This window comes from Saliniradius amylolyticus (assembly GCF_003143555.1).
In the GTDB taxonomy this organism is placed as follows: Bacteria; Pseudomonadota; Gammaproteobacteria; order Enterobacterales; family Alteromonadaceae; genus Saliniradius; species Saliniradius amylolyticus.
Genome location: NZ_CP029347.1, coordinates 1,574,196 through 1,594,651, shown reverse-complemented (window position 1 = coordinate 1,594,651; position 20,456 = coordinate 1,574,196). Strand labels below are relative to the sequence as shown.

Below are 20,456 nucleotides of genomic sequence, written 5' to 3'. Positions count from 1 at the left end.
TCTTGATTGTTATTATTGTTGAGTCACGACTTGGCCCTGGATCCAGGTCTGAGTCGCGTTAAGTGTATCGTCCAGCAGCACCATGTCGGCCTGATAACCGGGCTGGAGCTTACCGAGTTGATCCGCCAGTCCCAAATAGCGAGCGGGAGTGCGAGACGCCATAATCAATGCTTGCTCTAATGACAGACCGCTCTGGCAGGTGTTACGTACCGCCGAGGCCATATCCAGGGCAGAGCCGGCCAGGTTGCCCGCCGGAATAGTGAGCTTATCGCCAGTGCGGATGATGCGGGTGTCGAAAAAGGCCAGATCATCAATGTCCGAGCCCACATGGGCCATCGCATCGGTAACCAACATAACCTGATCGATACCTTTCGCTTTTATGGACGCCTTAACAGTAACCTTGTCCACATGGTAGTTATCCACGATCAGGCCGCAGTAGCTGTTGTCGTCAGCCAGTGCTGCGCCGACTACGCCCGGTTCCCGACTGGTCATGGGGGACATGGCATTGTGAAGGTGGGTAAAACCGTTGGCACCGGCTTCCAGTGCTTTTAAGGTGGTATCACAATCGGCGTTGGTATGTCCTAGGCAGACCCTGACACCCTGACGCACCAGATCGGCGATCACATCGGCGGGGACATTTTCCGGCGCTACCGTGAGCATGACCTTGCCCAGGTCCTGACGGGTAAACTGCTTAAGCTCATCGTCGGTAATGGGGCGAATAAACTGACTGCGGTGAATGCCTTTCTTAGGCTCGCTAAGGTGGGGGCCTTCAAAATGGATCCCCAAAATACCGGGGCTGTCTTGTGCGATGGCCTCGGCCATCGCATCGGCGGCACGAGTGATCGTATCCAGACTGTCTGTAATCAACGTCGGCATCATGGCTGTTGTGCCAAACTGGCTGTGAGCGTGACGAATGCGGTTAAGAGCATCGGCACTGGTATTGCTGTTAAACAGCACACCGCCGCCGCCATTCACCTGCACGTCTACGAAACCAGGCACCAACGTTCCCGCCAGTGGCGTGGGGCTGTCAGTGTGATTGCCGATCGCCAGAACTTTGCCCTGGTCAATGGTGACCGTCGTATTGGTATGCAGAGTGTCACCGTCAAAGAAACGCTCTGCAAGATAGGTAATAGCCATAGGTGCCTCTACAGAGTTTGAGTGACTTTTTTAAGGCCCTCTGGGTTATCCGGGTCCAGTCCCATTTGCTGAGCAACATTTTCAATATCCAGATAAAAACGCTGCATGATCGCCAGTGGCGCCAGGCGTGGATGTAGGTCCGGTGCAGGGTTGGAAAGATGGCATAGCTTGGCCCCGCGGTGTTTGATCTCTTTAATTTGCTCTCGGTGAGCCTCTACCGATTCATCGGTGACTTCAATATCCACTACGGCAAGCTGTTTTTGCACCAACGTCACCGGGCCATGCAAAAACTCGGCACTGGAGAAGGCTTCGGCGTGGACAGCCACCACCTCTTTTAACTTTAACGCCAGCTCCCGGGCGATGGCATAACCGAAGCTGCGCCCCAGAACGACACAGTGGGCCAGCGGTTTTATGAACACCCGGTCCAATTGCGCGGGCGCATCGACGGCTTTTTGTAAGCCTTCGGGAAGATGATCTAAAGACTCGATCAGTGATTTATCCTGTTTCCAGTACGCTACCATCTGCAGGAGGGCGCTGAGAGTGCACAGGTAGCTCTTGGTGGCGGCAACGGCTTTTTCTTCGCCCGCATTCAGCGGCAGTACATGATCAACCATTTCCGCCAGTGGTGAGCTTTCGTCGTTAACCAAAGCGACGACCAATGCGCCTGAGGCTTTGGCTGACTTGGCCTGAGCCAGAATGTCCGGACTGCGGCCAGATTGGGATATCACTAGTACCAGTGCCTTGTCTAACTTCAGGTTCTGGCCGTAAATACTCGCCACCGATGGGGCTGATGCGGTGACAGGAACGCCGGTTTCGACTTCAATCAAATACTTGGCAAACACCCCCGCATGATCCGACGAGCCCCGTCCCACCATCAATACAAAAGCAGGCTCGAAAAGTCGAATCTGGTGTCCTAGTCGTTCGCAGGCAGCTTGATTCTGTGTCAGTTGTTCTTTAACGCGGACAGGTGCTTCTGCCGCTTCTTTGGACATAATACTGGTCATAAGGTATCTCGCTTTGGATTGTCTTGTTGAGCAAATAGCACAGCACCCATTTCCGGACTGTGCAGACTGGGCTGGAGTCGCTCCTTTACATCTTCATCCAGCCAGGGAGCAATAATCGGAGCCAAGCCACCAATCATGGAAAAGCGCGGTGGGTTGTAGCCAAATAAGCGACGGGCCAGACGGTTGATGTAGTCGGCACCCTTGATCACCAGTTCAGTGGCTAACTCATCTTTCACATTAGCCTGTTCAAAGACGACTGGAGCCAGTTTGGCATATTTGGCCGGACTTTGGCCTGCCATGGTCTGAGCCAGTTCCCGAGCGGTTTGGCATTGTGTGAGATCCAGTACCCGCTCCACTAAGTCGGTTTTGGGCAACAGGCCGTCTAAGGCTTGCAAGCTTTGGCGAATGGCATTGATACCTAACCAGGCTCCGCTACCCTGATCGCCGACGGTGAAGCCATGACCACCGAATTGACGCCGTTGACCTTTGACATTGACCATGCCGCACGATCCCGTGCCGGTAATGATGACGGCTCCGTCCCCCCCCCCGTGAGCGCCTAAACAGGCGATATGTAAATCCGTGCTGATGTTAAGGCGGGCAAACGGATGATCCCAGTTGGCCATCCATTGATAGTATTTGGGTAGATTCAACCCAGCCAGCCCCATTCCTGCATAAACTTTATCGATGGTACTTGCGGGTAAGCCTGCGTTATCGATGGCCTGAGTCGCGCAATCGAGAATCGAGTTCAGTGACTGATCCAGCCCCTGATTGGGGTTAGCGGGACCTGACTGTCCGGTTCCCAGTTCCTTGCCCTCGGCATCGGTGAGCAGGGCTCGGCACTTACTGCCGCCACCATCGATGCCCATGTAATAGAGAGGCTGTTGCGTTGTCATGGTTTCCTCACTTGTTGGCCTTGCCTGCCATCGTATCCACCTAGCCTAGCAGACTGATGACAGCGTTGTCATTAATGTTATTGGAATATTTTATCCGAACTAAGTTTGGTCTATTTGGAATCATTATTCAAGAAGAACGCTCGACTTACCTTATCCGTTCCCGGTAAACGTGTACGTACATTGATCGGCGTATCAGTCTCGACAGGCGCCTTATAGGTTTGCCACTTACCATTGTGAGTTCGGTACTCTGCTTCCAAATGGGGCCAGGGCAGGGCGATACTCAATACGCCATGCTCTATCACGGCCCCGGGGGGAGGTAAGCGGAACATCAATTCCTGTTGGGTCAGCAAAGGTAAATATCCGGTGACCAGTGTGCCCGCAAACCCCTGCCAGTCAGCAAGTTGTTGTTGACGATGGGCCTGATCAAAATAATTTGTATCCGGACCATAGCTTTGTCCGGCTGTATAGGCCAGCTCCCAATCGGCTTTATGCCAGGCACGTTCTGCCAGAGCATGGAGGCGAGGAAACAACATGTAGCTGACCTGAGAGTCCAGTCTGAGCGTCTCGCTCCAAAGCTGTCCCTGAATGCCATAAGCTCGGGCGTCGTCTTGCAGTGGGGTATTGTCCTCTACACGAAATGCATTGCCCATTCGGTCGCGCCAAATTTCGGCGTGGACCGGCAGGTTATCCGGCATAAACTGGAATACCTGAAAACTGTCAGTACTGCGAGTGGCCCAGTAATAGCCTGGTTCGTCTGGGTGGGCACTGTAAGGGAAGTCAAAGTAAAGTACATCGGGGATACTCAACACGACATCCCAGCCGGTATTGGCCATCTGATGAGCGGTCTTTGCTCCATCCCAGTACAGAGTTCCCCATACATTGGCGTGAATTTGTTCTGGCAATTTTTGTGCGTCTACATGACTCAGGCCGTCACTCCAGGCACCGGCAGTAACCCCCATGCCAGCCACAGTTGCGGTCACCTTCTCGATAAAGTAGCCGGTGAGTTTATCCGCCTCATTAATGCCTTGTTGTTGCATCAGAGCCTGACAGGCCGGTGAGTCCACCCAGGCTCCCTCGGTTTCATCGGCTCCGATGTGATACCGCTGAATAGGTACACCAACAGCTTGGTGCATGGCCTGTACCTCACTGAGAACCTTCTCAACAAAGCGATAGGTGCTGTCAATGCAAGGATTCAATGTGTTGTCATTGTAGTATTGCACCGATGAATAGACCGTCTTATCTTCTGGCTCTACCAAGCGATAGCGTTGGGCCTGCTCAGTTTTGCCTTCCGCCATCAGGCGCTGGTACCTGACCTCCATCGACTTAATAGCAGCCCGGGAATGACCGGGCATATCGAGCGATGGGATAATCTCAATGTGTCGCTCGGCCGCATATTGCAATAGCTGCTGATATTCAGTAACACTCAGATAACCATTGACGGAGGTGTCTTTAAAAGGGCCGCTGCCAAGCTGGGGTTGTAAACAGCGACGTTCAGTAAGATCAAAGCAGCGATAGCCACCAATGTCGGTCAGTTCGGGAAGGCCGGGGATCTCCAGGCGCCAGCCCTCATCATCAGCCAGGTGCAAATGCAGTTTATTGAGCTTTAGCAAAGCCATCTGATCGAGCAGTTTTTCAATGAAGGTCTTACTATGAAAATTACGCGCTACATCCAGATGAACGCCGCGGAAGTCATAGCGGGGCTGATCCTGTATTTGGCCCTTGGGTAGGCTGTTGGAGTCTGGATCGTATAGACCAGCCAGGGTGATTAAGCCATAAAACTGTCCGGCAGTGTCCCGATACCTCAGTTGGATCGTATCACCGATATCCAATTGATAGCCTTGCTTTGCAATATCGTCATCCTGATTCAGTTGCACCAACAAGCCCGTCTGACTCAATGGCAATGATTCAAGACTGAACAGCTTACCCAGCGCTGAGCTTAAAAAATCCGCCGGTAGCTGTAAGCCCTTGTCCAGGCTCATAGTATCCCCGGTCCAGTTGCTCTGCGCAGGTTTAGGAATAATACGCGGCTGTGACTCGGCAGCGGTACTTGCCTGCAGGTTCTGGTAGTACTGATAGAGGTGCTCAGCATCGGCCAACGGGCTGTTGTCCTGCTCACTGCGCTTATATTGCTCGGGTCGTTTAAATTCGGCTACAAAGGGCAGGTAGGCTTCTTCGGTCGAGGTGTTCACTTGTTCCTGAGTAGACTGGATTATTTCAGGTTCGAGCTCACCACTGACGATAAAATAATTCGGTGTGGCGTCAGTTTGACTGATCGACCAGAAGGTTCCTTTAAACGGAATCTCCAGGCTTGCATCAGCTTCAAAACCGGTGAAATTTTTAGTGGGCGTAAGTGCATGCAAGTCGCCATTGATATGGGTAATGTCGAACGCATCACTGCTGTCCGACTGAATCGGCTTGGTATTGCTAAAATAAATAGCCCAGTTGTTGCTTTCAAAAGGCAAGGGTGACCGTAAGACCAGTTCGCCTGAAAAGCATTGGCCACCTCCGAGTGTTTCAGAACAGTCTTTTGCAGACAGGTTATCATTAACCCTGAAGGTCAGGTCTAACTGCTGGGCAAAACGATGCAGCTGCTGTTGAGACAGCCCCTCGTTTTGTGGTGCACAGCCAGATATGCTCATAGCACCGATAAGAGCAGTTGTATAAACGATGGTTTTCATAAAGATCTCTGCTGCAAATGACAACGTTGTCATTAATGTTAACTAAAGGTTATTATGGTTGCAAATACTTTGTCGGAATGAACCTATGGATAAACGGTCATTAATCCACGTCAGGCTCAGTCCCAACCAGGACGTCGTGTCTCTGAATGAAGAGCAACTCATTCAGCGTTTATTTACCTGGCAGTCAAAGGGAAACTGGAATCAACTGGCGTATGTTGCCGCACAGATCGATCCCGGGCAGCCGTTAGCAAAGAAGATCTGTGGTTATTTATTCAAAGCCAGATTTGAACTGGGTGATTTCAGGGCGTTGCTTAACGATGCCCATGAGCGTTGGGCGTTGGGTGATCGTCAGAGCGCGGTAGTAATGGCAATCACAACGGCTCAGCGTTACTACGGGCAGCACGAGGAAGCTTGTAAACTGATGCACGAGCTCATATCAAAAGGGGATGCGCAGGCATCACTCTACCATCAATACGGCTTGTTGTTATCCGAGCTGGGTCGCCGAAACGAAGCGCTTACAGCACTCAATCAGGCCATCAAACTCGCCCCAGACAAAGTGGCCAGTTATTGGGCCCGGGCTCCCTTGGTCAGAACGCTTGCGATGACTGATATCGAGGCGATGATTCAGCGCTTTGAGGAGCTGCCAGAATCACGCAACCCCGCTCCTTTGGCTTATGCCATTGGCAAAGCCCTGGAAGCTTACCCAGATAAGCGCGCCGACAGTTTTCAATGGTATCAGGTCGGCGCTCAAAAAATGAGGGATAGGTTATCACGAGCAGCGCACTCAGAGCAGCGTGAACTCTCGCTTTTGCATTCGGTATTTTGCAGTGCCGGAACAGTAGACATCAAGTCGCCCGAACGGCAACAGAAGGCTAAGGGACCAATTTTCATTTGTGGGCTACCCCGCAGTGGTACTTCTTTACTGGAATCGATACTGGCGACTCACAAACAGATACTGCCAAGAGGCGAATCACTCGCTCTGGCTCAGGCGACTCAGCACGTTTTGCAGCATGAAGGCATTTCAAAGTTCGGATATCAGTGGGTAAACCAACTTGACGCTAGGCAGTGGCAAGCGATTGGCGATAACTACCTTGAGCGACAACAAGCAGGCAATAATGAATTTATAACGGATAAGATGCCCCATAATTTTAAATCCCTTGGCATCATAGCCCGGGCATTACCTAACGCCCGAATTATCCACTGTCGGCGTCAGCCCCGGGACCTCTACTGGGCGTGCTTTCGACAGCTATTTGCCAATGGGCATGAATACACCTACGACTTTACCCGGATGCACCAGTATTATCAGAGTTACAGAAAGCTTATGACCCTGTGGGACTTACAGTTACCCGGAAGGATCTACCACCTCGACTATGAGCGGTTGGTAACACAGACAGATGCTGTACTTCAGGAACTCTCTGAGTTTATTGGTTGTGAATCAGACTTTGACTGGCGCGGCTTTCACCTTGCAGGCCGGCCGATGGCCACTTTAAGCAGCGAGCAGGTGCGCCAGCCTCTTTATGCCACTGGCATAGAAAACTGGCGTCGCTTTGAATCGCAACTTGAACCTATCTATAACCAATTAGGCCTGATGGATACTGGCTAGATAATCATGATGCGGTAGCAACTGTTCTGCCATCGTTTGGATACGTGACTGGCATTGTTCAAATGTTGCCGCGGCGGTTGCCGGATCAATGCGTAAACTCAGAGAAGGGGAGCGCTCCATCCCATACAGCACATAGCGATAGTTTTCGTCGGTGAAAGTGCTGGAGTAGCCCCCCGCCAAATCAAAGTACTCACAGACCTTATGCTGCCAGAGCTCAAGCTTACGCTCCAGGCCGGGGCATGCGGATGCGGTAGTCTGAGCATGTTGCCAAAAGGGCGTATCATCCCTGTCGGTTAGACAGTAGTGCAGCACAATGAATTGCTTGAGGTCGTCGTAAATGCCATTCATGGCCTGATTGTAAGCCTGGGCGACAGACTCAGCTTCAGAGCCACTTAAGTGGCTTGCCAGCAGGCGCACACCCAGGTTAATCACATGTAATCCGGTGGACTCCAGAGGCTCAATAAATCCGCCAGACAACCCGATGGCAATGCAGTTACCGCTCCAGAACTTATTTCGGCATCCCACCTGCATAGCTAAGTGATTGGTTTTGATAATATCGTCACTCGTCACGTCTATATGGCGCAGTAACTCGGCTTCAGCTTGCTCAGGTGTCAGCCTGTTGCTGTCGTAAACATAGCCATTGCCCCGTCGGTTGACTAAATCGATTTCCCAGGCCCAGCCATTAGACAGAGCGGTCGCTACTGTATAAGGCTTGGGCACGGTGTCTTCTTCGTATTTGGTCTGCACAGCAACGGCGCGGTCACAAGGAAGCTCCGCTTTAAAGGAGCGCCAGTTGTCCGGCTCCAGTTGATTGATCAGCAGGCCCTTAAAGCCGGAACAATCGATAAAAATATCGCCGCTGAAGGTGCCCTGGTCGGTGTGTACTGCCCGAATACGATGATTTTCAACGATCACATCATCGACCAGGGCTTCGATGTGCTCGACACCCGCTGCGGTCGCTTGTTGACGCAGATAACGTGCCATAAGGTTGGCGTCTAGATGATAGCCATAGGGGACCAGTCCGGTATAGGGGCGAGAGTTTTTACCTTTGGCGCACAACCCATCCCGGATGTGGTGAGCACTGGTGCAAACTGCCTCATCATAGCGCTGGAAGGGGGAACTGGATTGCATCCAAAGCGAGGAAATATCAATACCCGGCCCACTGAAATTCGACTCAAAAGGATGAAAGTACTCATGGGTGCGCCCATCTTTAGGCTTCATCCAGTTACGAAATAAAATTCCGGATTTTAGCGTACCCTGGGACTGTCGTATTAACTCAGCTTCATTCAACCCCATGGCGGCAAAAAAGTAGCGGATGCTGTGAACTGTTGCCTCACCGACGCCAATGATCCCCACATCCGGGCTTTCAATCAGGCGTATGTGGTATTGCTTGTGATCTTTGTTGAAATAGCGGTTTAAATAAATGGCGCTCATCCACCCGGCAGAGCCGCCGCCAACGATAGTAATTACAGGGAGGGTGTTGGATGTTGTCATAGTCTCTAAATCCGTTGTAATCCGTGCTGACCGGCGAGCTCCAGAAATTTTCGGTGTGACATCAGCTGCTTGCTTTGTTGGTCGGCCATTTGCTTAAGAAACTGGGCCTGCTGTCGTGCCTGCTGTGAATGAGCATACCGAAAGGCTCCCGCGCTGATGTCGGTGTGATACTCCATGCCGTATAGGACATAAAGATAGTTATCTAAATTGAAAATACTGTTTGTCTGTGCAAAGTCGTAGGCCGAGGGAACCTGGTAGCGCCAGCGATACAGCTTGTCCGATAAATGCTCAGGAATGGATGCTGGTTCTCTGTTATCCCGCCAAAAATCTGAGTCATCCCGTCGTGAAATACAGTAGTGCAGCTTAATGAAGTCAATGACCCGTTCCCACGCATAACAGACATGTTGATTATAACGTTTTGCTGCATGGGCTAACTGGTCGCGGCGCGCCGGTAGGGTGTCCGCGAGCATTCGGGCTGTAAGATCGAACATCAACAGACCCGTTGCCTCTAATGGCTCCACAAACCCTTGTGAGAGACCAATGGCGCAGCAGTTCCGATGCCAGAATTGTTGTCGGTAGCCGACTTGCATCGGGATACGACGGTAATCAAGATCGGCGGCATTACCGCTTTGTACCAAATACTGACTTAGGGTGTCTGCCGCCTGTTGTTCACTGGTATGAGCAGACGAATATACGTACCCGACACCCCGGCGTTGAGTCAGGCCTATATCCCAGATCCAACCGTGTTCCTGGGCTGTCGCCAATGTTGAACACGGGATGGCGGCATCAGGCTGGGAGTAGGGCACTTGCAGTGCCAGGGCGGTATCGGCCAGTAAAACATGGCGTTTATCTATGAGCGGGATTTGATAGGCGTCGGACAACAACCTGGCATTAAAGCCGCTGGCATCGACAAAGAAGTCACCTTCGAGGGTATTACCGTCTTTGAACTGCAGGGCCTTAATGTCGCCATTTGGGTGCAGTAGAGGTTGAGTCACATGGCCCGATACCCGCTTTACGCCAAGCTTTTCGGTGGCATGTGAAGCCAGTAACTCACTGAACTTTAGAGCGTCCATATGATAGGCATACTCGGTGACACCTTGGTATTCCGGATGCATCATACTTTTAGGCGCCAGGCCTTGATGGATAAGGTGACTCTGTACCGAGACATAATCGGCATAAGGTGTTTTCGTCTCGGATAGCAGCCAATAGGGGGTGAGATCACCTCGGCTCATATCCGGGTAATCAAACAGGTGATGATAACTGTGTTTACCACGGTGAGACGGCGAGTCATTCCAATTGATGAACTGAATACTCTGCTTTAACGTGGCCTGGCAATGTCTTAACACATCAGTTTCTGAGATGCCCAGATACTTTAGGGTATGGCGAATGTGTGGCACCGTACCTTCGCCCACACCAATGGTGGGCACATCCGGCGATTCAACCAGGGTGACACTGATTTCATCGGAGTCCCGACAATTGAGAGCCTTAGCTAAATGATTCGCGGCCAACCAGCCTGCGGTTCCACCACCGAGGACTACGATATTATGAATCGGGCTCATAGTTTAGCGGTTGTATTGGATAAAGTCGTGAGTCAGCCGCTGGATCTGGTGCAATGAAGTTAAGTGGCTATAGATAGCACCGAGAAAACCGCGTCGGCGTAGCTCGTTCACAACCTCATCGTCTAATTGTTTGAGCTTTTGTTCATCCACCATGTACAAACCTGCAATAGGCTTAGTGCTCTGCTCTTTATCATTAACTCGTAATTCCTGGGTTATTAGCAGATCATGTTGTTTGAAAAAGTTTACCAACCACCGAGTGGCATCTATTTGATGGAGGTAGTCCACCAAACTCTGTGCTCGTTGTTTTAGAAACGGCGTCTGCTCACCCTGGCTGTCAAATAAAGCCTCACCTTGATGTGCGCTGACCTTGGGATGGGATTCATCAATGCAGATGATAAGTTGCTCACTGTCCGGGGTTTCGCGGGTGACGGCAAAGGGACGATGGCGCATTGCCTGAGGCATGTAGGGCAGGGACCAGTCATTATTCTGACAATACAGATTCTGCCCTGGGTTCAGCCCCATCAGGGCAACGGCTTGAAAGTCACCGGTCTGACCGTGTTTTAAAAAAACCACGGGCCATTGGCTCGCCACGGCTGCAAACTCCTGGGCTGTGACGGGAATGGCTTGCTCGCCACAATAATCGCTGGGGGTGACCTGTGCCACTACTTTCAAGTGGCCATGCTGTTCGGGAGTCAGAGGAGTCATGGATGCTGTCATTGTTCTTATCCTAAAAAGTGAAGAGCGACTTATAGTAAGCCTGAGACAAAAAAGGGGGGCAAGCCCCCTTTTACGTTATACACTCAGTCTACTTTCTCGCCGTTTAGAAGCGAACGGACACGCCAGCGGTAATACGACGGGCCAGAACGTACTCATACAACGGGAATCCATCCTGGAAGCCACTGTAGAAGGTTGGCACTGCGTTGTTACCGAATTGCTTAGCATGTTCTTCAGTCAGGTTATTCACATCCAGCTTCACATCCACATTGTCAGTGACGTGGTAGGTGGCGCTAAGGTCAAGAACACCGAAGTCATCGTGCAGACGGTTACCGTAAGAACCGGTTTCACGAATCATATATTCATCCCGCCAGTTGTATGAGACTCGTACTTGGAACGAATCATTTTCATAGTAAGCGCTGGCGTTCACAACATGAGGTGAGCTGTCACTCAGAACACCGTTGCCATCAACGAAGGTGTCATTATCGGTATCCGTGTCGGTGTAGGTATAGTTCAGAATTGAGCCAAACCCGTTACCAAAATCTTGTTGATACTGAAGTTCCAGGCCTCTGACTTTAGCGGTCTTACCGTTGTCTTTCTCCTGAACGGTCCAGCCATTGGCGGCCTCGTCACCGGTTAAGTCGAACGGAATCTCGCTAGCGGGGGCACTGTATTCGCTGAAATTAACAAAGTTCTTTACGTCTTTTTGGAATAAACCCGCAGACAACAGAGAAGAATCATTAAAGTACCACTCTATGCCCAAATCAAACTGGTCGGAGATAAAGGGCAGCAGGCCGACGTTACCTTTGATCCACATTTGGTTGTTGGGCAAATCGTCGTTAGTGCCGCGCACGTCCGGGTTAGTATACATATCAATGTATTGTGGGCGCGCCATGGCTCGTGATGCAGAGAAGCGCAGAATCACATCATCGGCCAAGTCCATCGCCATGTTAAAGCTTGGTAATACTTGGGAGTAATCCGCTTTCTCGTTAGTACGCTGACCATCCACATAGAAGGTTGACGTCGCATCGGTGGTAACATAGCGCAAGCCAAAGTTACCGCGGATCATGTCGCCTTGATATTTGGCCATCACATAGGCGGCGAAGTTGTCTTCCTGGATTTCACTGTGAGCACCAAGATCTTCAACCTGACCCGTGATACTCGCCTTGGCCCAATCTTTCACCGCATCCACATTCAGTCCTAAAATGGACTGATCCTCAACGCCAACGTCTACCAGACCCTGACCATACTCTGATGTTGCGAAGGTGTTATCAAAGCCGTCTGTCTGTGTGTACTCAAAACGCAGACTGGTACTCTCGTGGTCGACAAACTTGGCACCGGTCTTGATGGCGTAGATGGGGCCGTAATCCACATTAAACTCAATATCACCCTGGAAATAGGTCTCTTCATCGGTTTTGGGAGTACGGTTGAAATTAGGGCCAGTACCCATGGCTAACAGCCCAGGATCGTAATCCGAGATATCGCTGACCGCGCCATTTGCGCTTTCAATGCTGTCAAACATCCACTGTTGGTTACCATTGGTAAAGTCATACGTTCCATTGTTCACCACAGACGCAGGGAAGAAGGCATCGTCTACGACCATTTCAAAATCGGTACCACCATCGGAGGTTGTTTTACCAGCCTGAAGATGCAGCTCATACCCGTCACCGGTATAGTTCGCTTCCACATCAAACACTTCAGAATTCATGGTCGCTTCACGAGGACGAGCCTGATAATAAGCGTTTGCAATGGGACCTTTTACCGGTGTGATGTTGTCCCCGGAACCCAAAAACTCCTCGGTGGCACTGGTATCACCCCAGGTGGTATCAGCCTGAGTTAACCATAATGCGTAGTTGGTGTTATCAGCCTCCATTTGCATGTCCATATAGTTAACTACCAACTCAAGGTTGTCGGTAGGCAAATACTGGACTGCCGTGGTAAAGGCACTACGCTCACGCTCTTGTTCAAAGCCTACAGGGCCTGCGCCCCATTGCCAGAACGCCTCGTTCCCCTGGCGAGCCAGGTTGCGCTTCTGAGCGACGGCACTCACTAATACGCCAAAGTTGCCATCGTCATTTTTCCAGCTGTAAAGGCCGGAAAGCTGAGGATCAGTTTCTTCAGAGTCACTTTGGTAGGAGCCTTCGAGCGACGCATAAACGGTATTAGGATCGAGATCCAGCGGCTTACGGGTATTAACAATAACCGTACCCCCGACACCACCTTCGGCGATGTCCGCCTGTGAACTCTTATAAACTTCCAGATCCCCAACCAGTTCAGAAGGGAGTAGTTCATAGTTAAAGCTTCGTTTTGCCGGTTCCAGAACAAACCAACCGGTAGAGGCAACGTTTTGACCATTTAGGGTAGTCTTGGTTAGCTCATTACCTACACCACGAATAGAAACCGCAGCCCCTTCACCAAACTGGCGCTGAATGGTAACTCCCGGAATCCTTTGCAAGGATTCGGCAACGTTCTTGTCAGGGAACTTGCCAATGTCCTCTGCGGTAATGGCGTCCACAATGGAGTCAGAAAAGCGTTTTTGATTAAGATTCTTGGCCTGGGATGCCCGAATACCACTGACCTGGATAACTTCCACATCATCAGCACTATTGTTCTGAGCGTTGTTATCTTCCTGTTGAGCCAAGACTTGCTGAGCACTTAAGGTGGAACCCACCATCAATGCCAGTTTCAAGCTTCGAGTTATTTTATTGAGTTGTTTCATGATGCCCTCTCGCGTTTTAAGTTTATACTGACAGCGTTGTCATTATTGTTGTTTTTTAAAGTTGGCAATCCCAGCAGTAGGGTACATCAGCCATGACAGCGTTGTCATGAATCACAACTTACACCATTATATTTACCTCTGCAACCTGGCGTTTACAAAAAAATTACAGGGCCGGGGCTCGCTGTTCCTGCCGAAGTACGTAAGCTCAATGACTTGGCTGGATTTAGTTGGGGGATTCATGTTATTTATCCTTTATTCATCGCGGTGGAAAAATTAATGAAAGCAACCATAAAGGACGTCGCTCATGAAGCCGGCGTTTCCATCAAGACCGTTTCCCGGGTTATTAACAAGGAAAACTCCGTTAAGGATGAAACGGTTAAACGCGTTACCCAAGCTATTGAAAAGTTAGGATATGAGCCCAACAAGGCCGCGCGTAATTTGGCGGGGACCCGCTCTTACACTATCGGTTACGTATACGATAACCCAAATGCCTATTACGTAATTGGGATGCAAAACGGTATTTTGGATGAATGCCGTGAGCAAGGCTATGAACTGGTGATCCATCCCTGTGACGCCAGTGCTGCAAATATCTGTGACGAACTGGGAGCGATGGTCCGCAAATCTCAATTGGCCGGATTGGTGATCTCGCCGCCATTATCGGAGATGCCGCACGTACTGGAGCGCCTGACTGAGATGGCTATTCCCTTTGTGCGTATCATATCCGGTTCATTTGAGAGTAAAGAAAATTACGCCAGCATCTATGTGCACGACCATGAGGCGGCTTATAACATTACGCAACATCTGGCCTGTCAGGGACATTCCCGGATCGCCTTTATCAGTGGTGATAAAGATCACCGCTCTACGACTGAACGCTTAAATGGCTATAAGGCTGCACTGTCCGACAATGACATCCGTTTTCAGCCTGGTTATGTTTATGAGGGGCGTTATTCCTTCGAAACCGGAGTACAGGGAGCGAAGCAACTGTTGCAGCTGGACAATCCGCCCTCTGCAATTTTTGCCTGTAACGATGAAATAGCTGCGGGCGCCTTATTTGCCGCCCGCTTGCTGGGGGTGGATGTGCCGGTCCAACTGGCGATTGCAGGCTTTGAGGACAGCCCTTTCTCACGCCAGACCTGGCCCAAGCTGACTACAGCTGCGCAACCTACTAATGACATCGCGCGGGAAGCAGCCTCCATGTTGGTTAATAATATCGCCGCCCAGCGGGGGACGAGAGCGAAAGATACCCGCATTGGCCATTTCCACTTTGAGCCTCAGCTGGTCATCCGCGAATCTACCCAACAACCCTATGAGCAAACCTAATGTTGTGGTTTTGACCGGTGCAGGTATCAGCGCCGAGTCAGGACTGAAAACGTTCCGCGATAATAACGGCTTGTGGGAAGAGCACCGGGTCGAAGAGGTGGCAACCCCCGAAGCCTTTGCCCGTAATCCCGATCTGGTGTACCGCTTCTATAACTTGCGACGCCAGGCGTTACTGTCCGGTCAGGTGCAACCGAATGCGGCCCATCACGCTCTGGTGCAACTGGAGCAGTACCTGGGTGGACGTTTTACCCTTGTTACTCAGAATGTGGATGACCTGCATCAGCGCGCTGGCAGCAAACGATTGCTTCCCATGCACGGAGAGTTGCTCAAGGCCCGTTGCTGCCGTACCGACAAACTGATGCTTCTGAAGGGAGAGCTGGATCGCGCAAACCACTGTCGGTGCTGTGAGCCACCAAGCTCAATGCGGCCCCATATCGTCTGGTTTGGTGAGATGCCACTGTACATGGACGAAATCTATGAAGCGCTCTGGCAAGCGGATATTTTTGTGGCTATTGGTACCTCTGGCACCGTCTATCCCGCCGCAGGGCTGGTTGCTGAGGCCAACCGTAATGGCGCACATACCCTTGAGTTAAACCTGGAGTCCAGCGATAGCGATTTTAAGGAAAAACGCCGGGGACGAGCCTCGGAATTGGTGCCTGACTGGGTGAATGAGATCTTGGAGCTGCGGTAATCATGCAACAATACTGGCTGGAATTTATCACTATCGCCACGGTTCACTTACTTGCGGTAGCCAGCCCGGGACCGGACTTTGCGATTGTGGTGCGCCACAGCATCCGGTTTGGCCGGCGCATTGCAATTATGACCAGCTTAGGAATCGGCGTCGCTATCTTGCTACATGTGGCCTATTCGTTACTCGGGATTGGCCTTATCATCAAAACGACTCCCTGGCTTTTTCAGTTACTGAGCTATGTCGCAGCGGTTTACTTGTTGTATATCGCCTGGGGAGCGCTACGCAGTCAACCCGCGAAGCCCGGGACAGAAGACTCGCCATCTACAGCGGTAAAATCCATCTCGGACAAGCGCGCTTTTGTCATTGGCTTTATCACTAATGGCCTTAACCCAAAGGCAACACTGTTCTTTCTATCCCTTTTCGCAGTGGCGATTTCACAGCAAACACCTATCGCAATTAAACTGATGTACGGTGGTTACCTGGCCTTGGCCACCGGCATCTGGTTTATCGGTTTGTCTCTGTTGTTGAGCGCGGGTAAGGTGCGTGACTGGCTGCAACGTCGGGGCCATTGGTTTGACCGCCTTATGGGCCTGGCATTAATCGCCCTGGCAATCAAACTGGTCTGGCCCGCGGGTTAGTAACGTCTGAGTTCAGCGGAATCCGTTTTAGAAATGGACATCCACATCACCCACGCCGACTTCAATATCGACTTCGTATTGGCCGTTGCCGCGCCAATGCACATCTTGAGACACGATACTCCGCTCCTGCTCAACATCTTTAAAACCACTGAGATCGGCGTCACCCACACCAGCTTCTAAACGAATAGAGTGATAATTTTTTGCCCCCAGTGATACATCCACAGAACCCACGCCGACTTCCATCATCAGGTTCTGTTGTACGCCGGCGATATTGACCTCACCAACGCCCAGATCCACCTCAAGGTTTGCATCGGACGGTAGCCAGATAATCCAGTGCTGGTGAATGTCATCGTCATCAATCGACAGATATAAACGCTGGTCATTGTGTTTAACATTCACCTCAACATCGGACAGGTCAACGCTACCAAACCAGTTACCATCCTGTTCTTCGATTTTCACCTCGTAGCGAACTTCAGGCTGGTCATGAACTTGGATATCCAGTTCACCCACAGGGATATCCAGCTCAACCTGGCTATTGGCGCTCACAGGATGTTGATCGCTCAGTGATACTTTCTCAGAGGCCACCACGGAGGTGCTAATAACCAGAGTTGTTAGTAATACAGCAGGGATGTGCATAATTCTTCCTTCTTAGTGCTATGAACAGATCTTGATTCAGCAAGCATCGGGCCAAATAATAACTGCCTCAATATCAACAACTTAATAAAATTAGGTCTGTTACGCGTAACTTTTTATTGGCTAATTTACTAAATAAGTAAACATTTTGACCACTTTGGAAACGAAGGGAGTACCGACATTTCATTGTGTGGCTGGTATTATGTCGCCACTTTTACAGCGAAGGTTTAAGCAGTGACCCAGAAACAAGCACTGACAATTGGTGGAAGCCTGGAAAAGGCATTGAAAGGGGAGATCAGCCTTGATGTGAAATCCCTTCTCAAGGAGGCTTGGCAGCTAACCCAAGTTACCAAGTGGGTATTATTACAAGCGATATTAGTGGTGTTTGTTGCGGCCTTGGTCGTCGTGCTGACAACAACCTGGTTATCCGAGACCCGAGGCTTGGCACTCACCGATCCTAATGTACAGTTAGCCACCAACTTAGTCTTAACCTTGTTAATGGCGCCGTTGATCACTGGCCTGCTTATGATGGGCATTAACCATAGCGTTGGTGGTGTATCTCGCTTGGATCATCTGTTTCATTTTATTCCCAAAACGCTGTACCTGTCGGTAACCGCACTGGTCGTCAGTTTACTTGTGGAGCTGGGATTAATGCTGCTCATTGTGCCAGGGATATATCTGATGATCGCCACTGGCTTCGCACTGCCACTCATCATCGAAAAGAAACTGACGCCACTGAAAGCCATCTGGTACTCAATCCTATCGGTGAGTCAGTTGTGGCTACAATTTATCGCGCTGTATTTTCTGTTTGCACTGCTAATGTTATTGGTAGTGGCCAGTTTCGGCATTGCGGCTATCTGGGTGCTGCCGTTTTATTATAATGTCAAAGGCGTACTGTACCGCGAGTTATTTGGGGTTACAGTGTATATTCAAGGCTCAGGAGGCTCGAATGAAGGCGAGTCCGTATTCAAGGCTTAAACGCTGGCGTAAACGGGCCAAGTGGCTTCTGATCACCGTTATTGGTGTTTCGGCCGTGCTGTATCCTTTTTGGCCCAAGACGCCACAGCCAGATGCTGTGGCTCCTGACGCACCATCACCGGTCAGCCGAATTCCGGACTTTGACCGATTCAGTGATGTTAAGCAAAAAAAGCGCGCCTTCTTCCAATATCTGCAGCCAGTCATTGAAAAACAAAATGAGCGTATATTGGAGCAGCGCTTGTTTGTGTTGGCGGTTCGGGAAATCTGGCGAGCCGGTGAAACCCTGACCCCGATACAGAATTCCAGACTGGAGACACTCGCTGAACACTATGAAGTCGCAGTACCTGATACCGATGCCGGCCTGACACCGTTACTCGAACGGCTGGATATCGTCCCAGAAGCTTTGGTTTTGGTTCAGGCTGCCAATGAGTCTGCCTGGGGAACCTCACGCTTTGCCCGTCAGGGCTACAACTTCTTTGGGATGTGGTGCTTTAGCCGCGGCTGTGGCTTTGTGCCAAAACAGCGCAACCAGGGAGCCAGCCATGAGGTGGCTAAGTTCGACAGCCTGGAACAGGCGGTAGCCGCCTATCTGCATAATATCAATACCAACAGTGCTTACGCTGACTTACGCACCATCCGCGCCCGTTTGCGTCAGCTGCAACGCTCTGTCAAGGCCGAGCGCCTGGCACAAGGCCTGATGCGATACTCTCAACGCGGGCAGGCTTATATTGATGAACTTTTATTGATGATTCGAATCAACCGGAAATACTTTAGCTAATGCGTTCTATATTACTTATCCCCGTGCTCGCGGCTTTATGCTGCCCCGTCAACGCCAACACCCTTGAACTCGATTACAAAAGTCTCTACAGCCATGTACGTAAGCTGGACGACGACACCATGCCAGCGCTGCAGTTTGCTTTTGGCCTGCTCGATAATCGCTCTACCGGCGGTCAGTTGTGTCAGATCCAATCGGCCACTCTGGTAACTCAGAAAAAAAAATTCGAGCTGCCCGTCACTGAGGAAGGGCGGTTTACGGTTTGGGCAGAGCGTGCCTTAAAAATGGCAAAGGCCAAGGTAAAACTGCAATTGACGGAGTCTGCCGAGCACTGTGATATGTCAGTGCAGCTGGAAGCCAAGCCAGAATATAACAAGACGCAGTACGACCTTGCCGAGTTAAGGGCCTTATCTGAGCAGTACCAGGTGTTTTTTGATGAGATGGGGAGCTTCCTGTCGTTTTTAATGCCTGGAACGCAAGGGATTCAGCTGCAGTTTGATGTCGCTCCAATGCCGGGCGAGGTGACCTTAAATGGCAAGCCTGTTGACCTGCCGGTTCATGACCGTCAGATTAGGCTGTCGAGTAGCTGGTTAACTGAACAGGGGGGCGAATTAAGCCTGCCAAAGGCGCCCAAGCGTATCACGGCCTGGGTGGAGCAGTCTGACTAAGACAGCTCCACAATCTGCACATCATCACGATGCTCTGGGGCACCGCTTGGCAGCTCCGGGGCGTCAAAGCCGATATCGCCGCCTTCGAAGGGACTGTCCTGCGTTCTCAGGTTGGCAAAGTCAAACAACTCAGTATCGGCCAAATGGGAGGGCGTCACGTGCTGTAAGGCGCGAGCCATATTTTCAATGCGACCGGGATAGCGCTGATCCCAATCCTGCAACATCTGCTTAATCATTTTACGCTGCAGGTTTTCCTGCGAACCACAGAGATTACAGGGAATGATGGGGAATGCCATGACCTCCGCGAAGCGGGCCAAATCCTTTTCTGAGCAGTAGGCCAACGGGCGGATCACCATATGCTGGCCATCATCGCTTACAAGCTTCGGCGGCATGGACTTTAAGGTCCCGCCATGAAACATATTCAACAGCAGGGTTTCGATCATATCGTCTCTGTGATGGCCCAGAGCGATCTTGGTGGCACCGAGCTCACTGGCAGTGCGATAAAGAATCCCGCGGCGCAGACGTGAGCACAAAGAGCAGGTGGTTTTGCCCTCGGGTATTTTGTCCTTAACAATGGAATAAGTGTCTTCATTGACGATATGGTAAGGCATATCAATGGCGTCGAGGTACTCGGGCAACACATGCTCGGGAAAGCCGGGCTGCTTTTGGTCCAGGTTAACGGCAATCAATTCAAACGACACCGGGGCTGAGCGCTGTAAAGAGCGCAGAATCTCAAGCATGCCGTAGCTGTCTTTACCGCCGGACAGGCAAACCATTACCTTATCGCCTTCTTCGATCATGGCAAAATCAGCAATGGCCTTGCCAACTCCACGGCGCAAGCGTTTATGCAGTTTGTTGAAGTCGTATTTCTGCTTGGCTGACAGTGTGTCTATCTGGCTCATTTCGCCACCTTGGTTGACCCGACAATAAGGGCGGCGATTATAGCGAAAGC

At 51.0% G+C, this 20,456-nt stretch carries 17 protein-coding genes; 7 read left to right on the top strand and 10 right to left on the bottom strand.

Annotated features, from left to right (window positions below):
* Positions 1 to 12: 12 nt before the first annotated feature.
* From nagA to HMF8227_RS07455, 4 genes are all read right to left on the bottom strand, one after another.
* Positions 13 to 1,137, bottom strand: coding sequence for an N-acetylglucosamine-6-phosphate deacetylase (gene nagA, locus HMF8227_RS07470; protein WP_109339586.1), 1,125 nt, complete (start codon positions 1,135 to 1,137; stop codon positions 13 to 15).
* 8 nt (positions 1,138 to 1,145) lie between these two features.
* Entirely contained in the window at positions 1,146 to 2,141 is a 996-nt protein-coding gene (gene nagB-II, locus HMF8227_RS07465) for a glucosamine-6-phosphate deaminase NagB-II (protein ID WP_109339585.1), read from the bottom strand.
* On the bottom strand, positions 2,138 to 3,034 hold the full coding sequence (nagK, locus tag HMF8227_RS07460) for an N-acetylglucosamine kinase (RefSeq protein ID WP_109339584.1): 897 nt from the start codon (positions 3,032 to 3,034) through the stop codon (positions 2,138 to 2,140). The genes nagB-II and nagK overlap by 4 nt, the downstream gene beginning before the upstream one ends.
* A gap of 110 nt (positions 3,035 to 3,144) precedes the next feature.
* Positions 3,145 to 5,712: a family 20 glycosylhydrolase gene (locus HMF8227_RS07455; protein WP_162558542.1), complete on the bottom strand. Its 2,568-nt coding sequence runs from the start codon at positions 5,710 to 5,712 to the stop codon at positions 3,145 to 3,147.
* Positions 5,713 to 5,797: 85 nt separating this feature from the next.
* Between HMF8227_RS07455 and HMF8227_RS07450 the strand changes: the two genes are divergently transcribed.
* Positions 5,798 to 7,315, top strand: coding sequence for a sulfotransferase family protein (locus tag HMF8227_RS07450; protein WP_109339582.1), 1,518 nt, complete (start codon positions 5,798 to 5,800; stop codon positions 7,313 to 7,315).
* On the opposite strand, the gene HMF8227_RS07445 is transcribed toward HMF8227_RS07450, so the two are convergent.
* The 4 genes from HMF8227_RS07445 to HMF8227_RS07430 form a co-directional block, all read right to left on the bottom strand.
* Positions 7,292 to 8,809, bottom strand: coding sequence for a tryptophan halogenase family protein (locus HMF8227_RS07445; RefSeq protein ID WP_109339581.1), 1,518 nt, complete (start codon positions 8,807 to 8,809; stop codon positions 7,292 to 7,294). The genes HMF8227_RS07450 and HMF8227_RS07445 overlap by 24 nt on opposite strands.
* Before the next feature lie 5 nt (positions 8,810 to 8,814).
* A complete protein-coding gene (locus HMF8227_RS07440; RefSeq protein WP_109339580.1) occupies positions 8,815 to 10,368 on the bottom strand; it encodes a tryptophan halogenase family protein in 1,554 nt (517 codons plus the stop codon).
* A gap of 3 nt (positions 10,369 to 10,371) precedes the next feature.
* Entirely contained in the window at positions 10,372 to 11,085 is a 714-nt protein-coding gene (locus HMF8227_RS07435) for a SapC family protein (protein ID WP_109339579.1), read from the bottom strand.
* A gap of 103 nt (positions 11,086 to 11,188) precedes the next feature.
* Positions 11,189 to 13,801, bottom strand: coding sequence for a TonB-dependent receptor (locus tag HMF8227_RS07430; RefSeq protein WP_109339578.1), 2,613 nt, complete (start codon positions 13,799 to 13,801; stop codon positions 11,189 to 11,191).
* Positions 13,802 to 14,077: 276 nt separating this feature from the next.
* Here HMF8227_RS07430 and HMF8227_RS07425 point away from each other — a divergent pair, with 276 nt between their 5' ends.
* The 3 genes from HMF8227_RS07425 to HMF8227_RS07415 are packed head-to-tail and all read left to right on the top strand — an operon-like array spanning position 14,078 to position 16,450.
* Positions 14,078 to 15,121, top strand: a complete 1,044-nt coding sequence (locus tag HMF8227_RS07425) for a LacI family DNA-binding transcriptional regulator (RefSeq protein WP_109339577.1) — start codon at positions 14,078 to 14,080, stop codon at positions 15,119 to 15,121.
* Positions 15,108 to 15,812 (top strand): Sir2 family NAD+-dependent deacetylase, encoded by a 705-nt coding sequence (cobB, locus tag HMF8227_RS07420; protein ID WP_109339576.1) that lies wholly within the window; start codon positions 15,108 to 15,110, stop codon positions 15,810 to 15,812. The genes HMF8227_RS07425 and cobB overlap by 14 nt, the downstream gene beginning before the upstream one ends.
* 2 nt (positions 15,813 to 15,814) lie before the next feature.
* Positions 15,815 to 16,450: a LysE family translocator gene (locus HMF8227_RS07415; RefSeq protein ID WP_109339575.1), complete on the top strand. Its 636-nt coding sequence runs from the start codon at positions 15,815 to 15,817 to the stop codon at positions 16,448 to 16,450.
* A 27-nt stretch (positions 16,451 to 16,477) separates the two neighbouring features.
* Here the strand turns inward: HMF8227_RS07415 and HMF8227_RS07410 are convergent, their stop codons facing one another.
* Entirely contained in the window at positions 16,478 to 17,086 is a 609-nt protein-coding gene (locus tag HMF8227_RS07410) for a hypothetical protein (RefSeq protein WP_109339574.1), read from the bottom strand.
* A 231-nt stretch (positions 17,087 to 17,317) separates the two neighbouring features.
* Here HMF8227_RS07410 and HMF8227_RS07405 point away from each other — a divergent pair, with 231 nt between their 5' ends.
* From HMF8227_RS07405 to HMF8227_RS07395, 3 genes are read left to right on the top strand one after another with little or no spacing between them, the layout of a single operon-like run.
* Positions 17,318 to 18,061 (top strand): hypothetical protein, encoded by a 744-nt coding sequence (locus HMF8227_RS07405; protein ID WP_109339573.1) that lies wholly within the window; start codon positions 17,318 to 17,320, stop codon positions 18,059 to 18,061.
* Positions 18,033 to 18,839 carry a glucosaminidase domain-containing protein gene (locus tag HMF8227_RS07400; protein WP_162558541.1) on the top strand — a complete coding sequence of 269 codons (807 nt, stop codon included), beginning with the start codon at positions 18,033 to 18,035 and terminating at the stop codon, positions 18,837 to 18,839. Before HMF8227_RS07405 ends, HMF8227_RS07400 begins: the two co-directional genes overlap by 29 nt.
* On the top strand, positions 18,839 to 19,504 hold the full coding sequence (locus HMF8227_RS07395) for a DUF2987 domain-containing protein (protein WP_109339571.1): 666 nt from the start codon (positions 18,839 to 18,841) through the stop codon (positions 19,502 to 19,504). Before HMF8227_RS07400 ends, HMF8227_RS07395 begins: the two co-directional genes overlap by 1 nt.
* Here the strand turns inward: HMF8227_RS07395 and ttcA are convergent.
* Entirely contained in the window at positions 19,501 to 20,406 is a 906-nt protein-coding gene (ttcA, locus tag HMF8227_RS07390; RefSeq protein ID WP_109339570.1) for a tRNA 2-thiocytidine(32) synthetase TtcA, read from the bottom strand. The two genes, HMF8227_RS07395 and ttcA, sit on opposite strands and share 4 nt — an antisense overlap.
* Between the last annotated feature and the right edge of the window lie 50 nt (positions 20,407 to 20,456).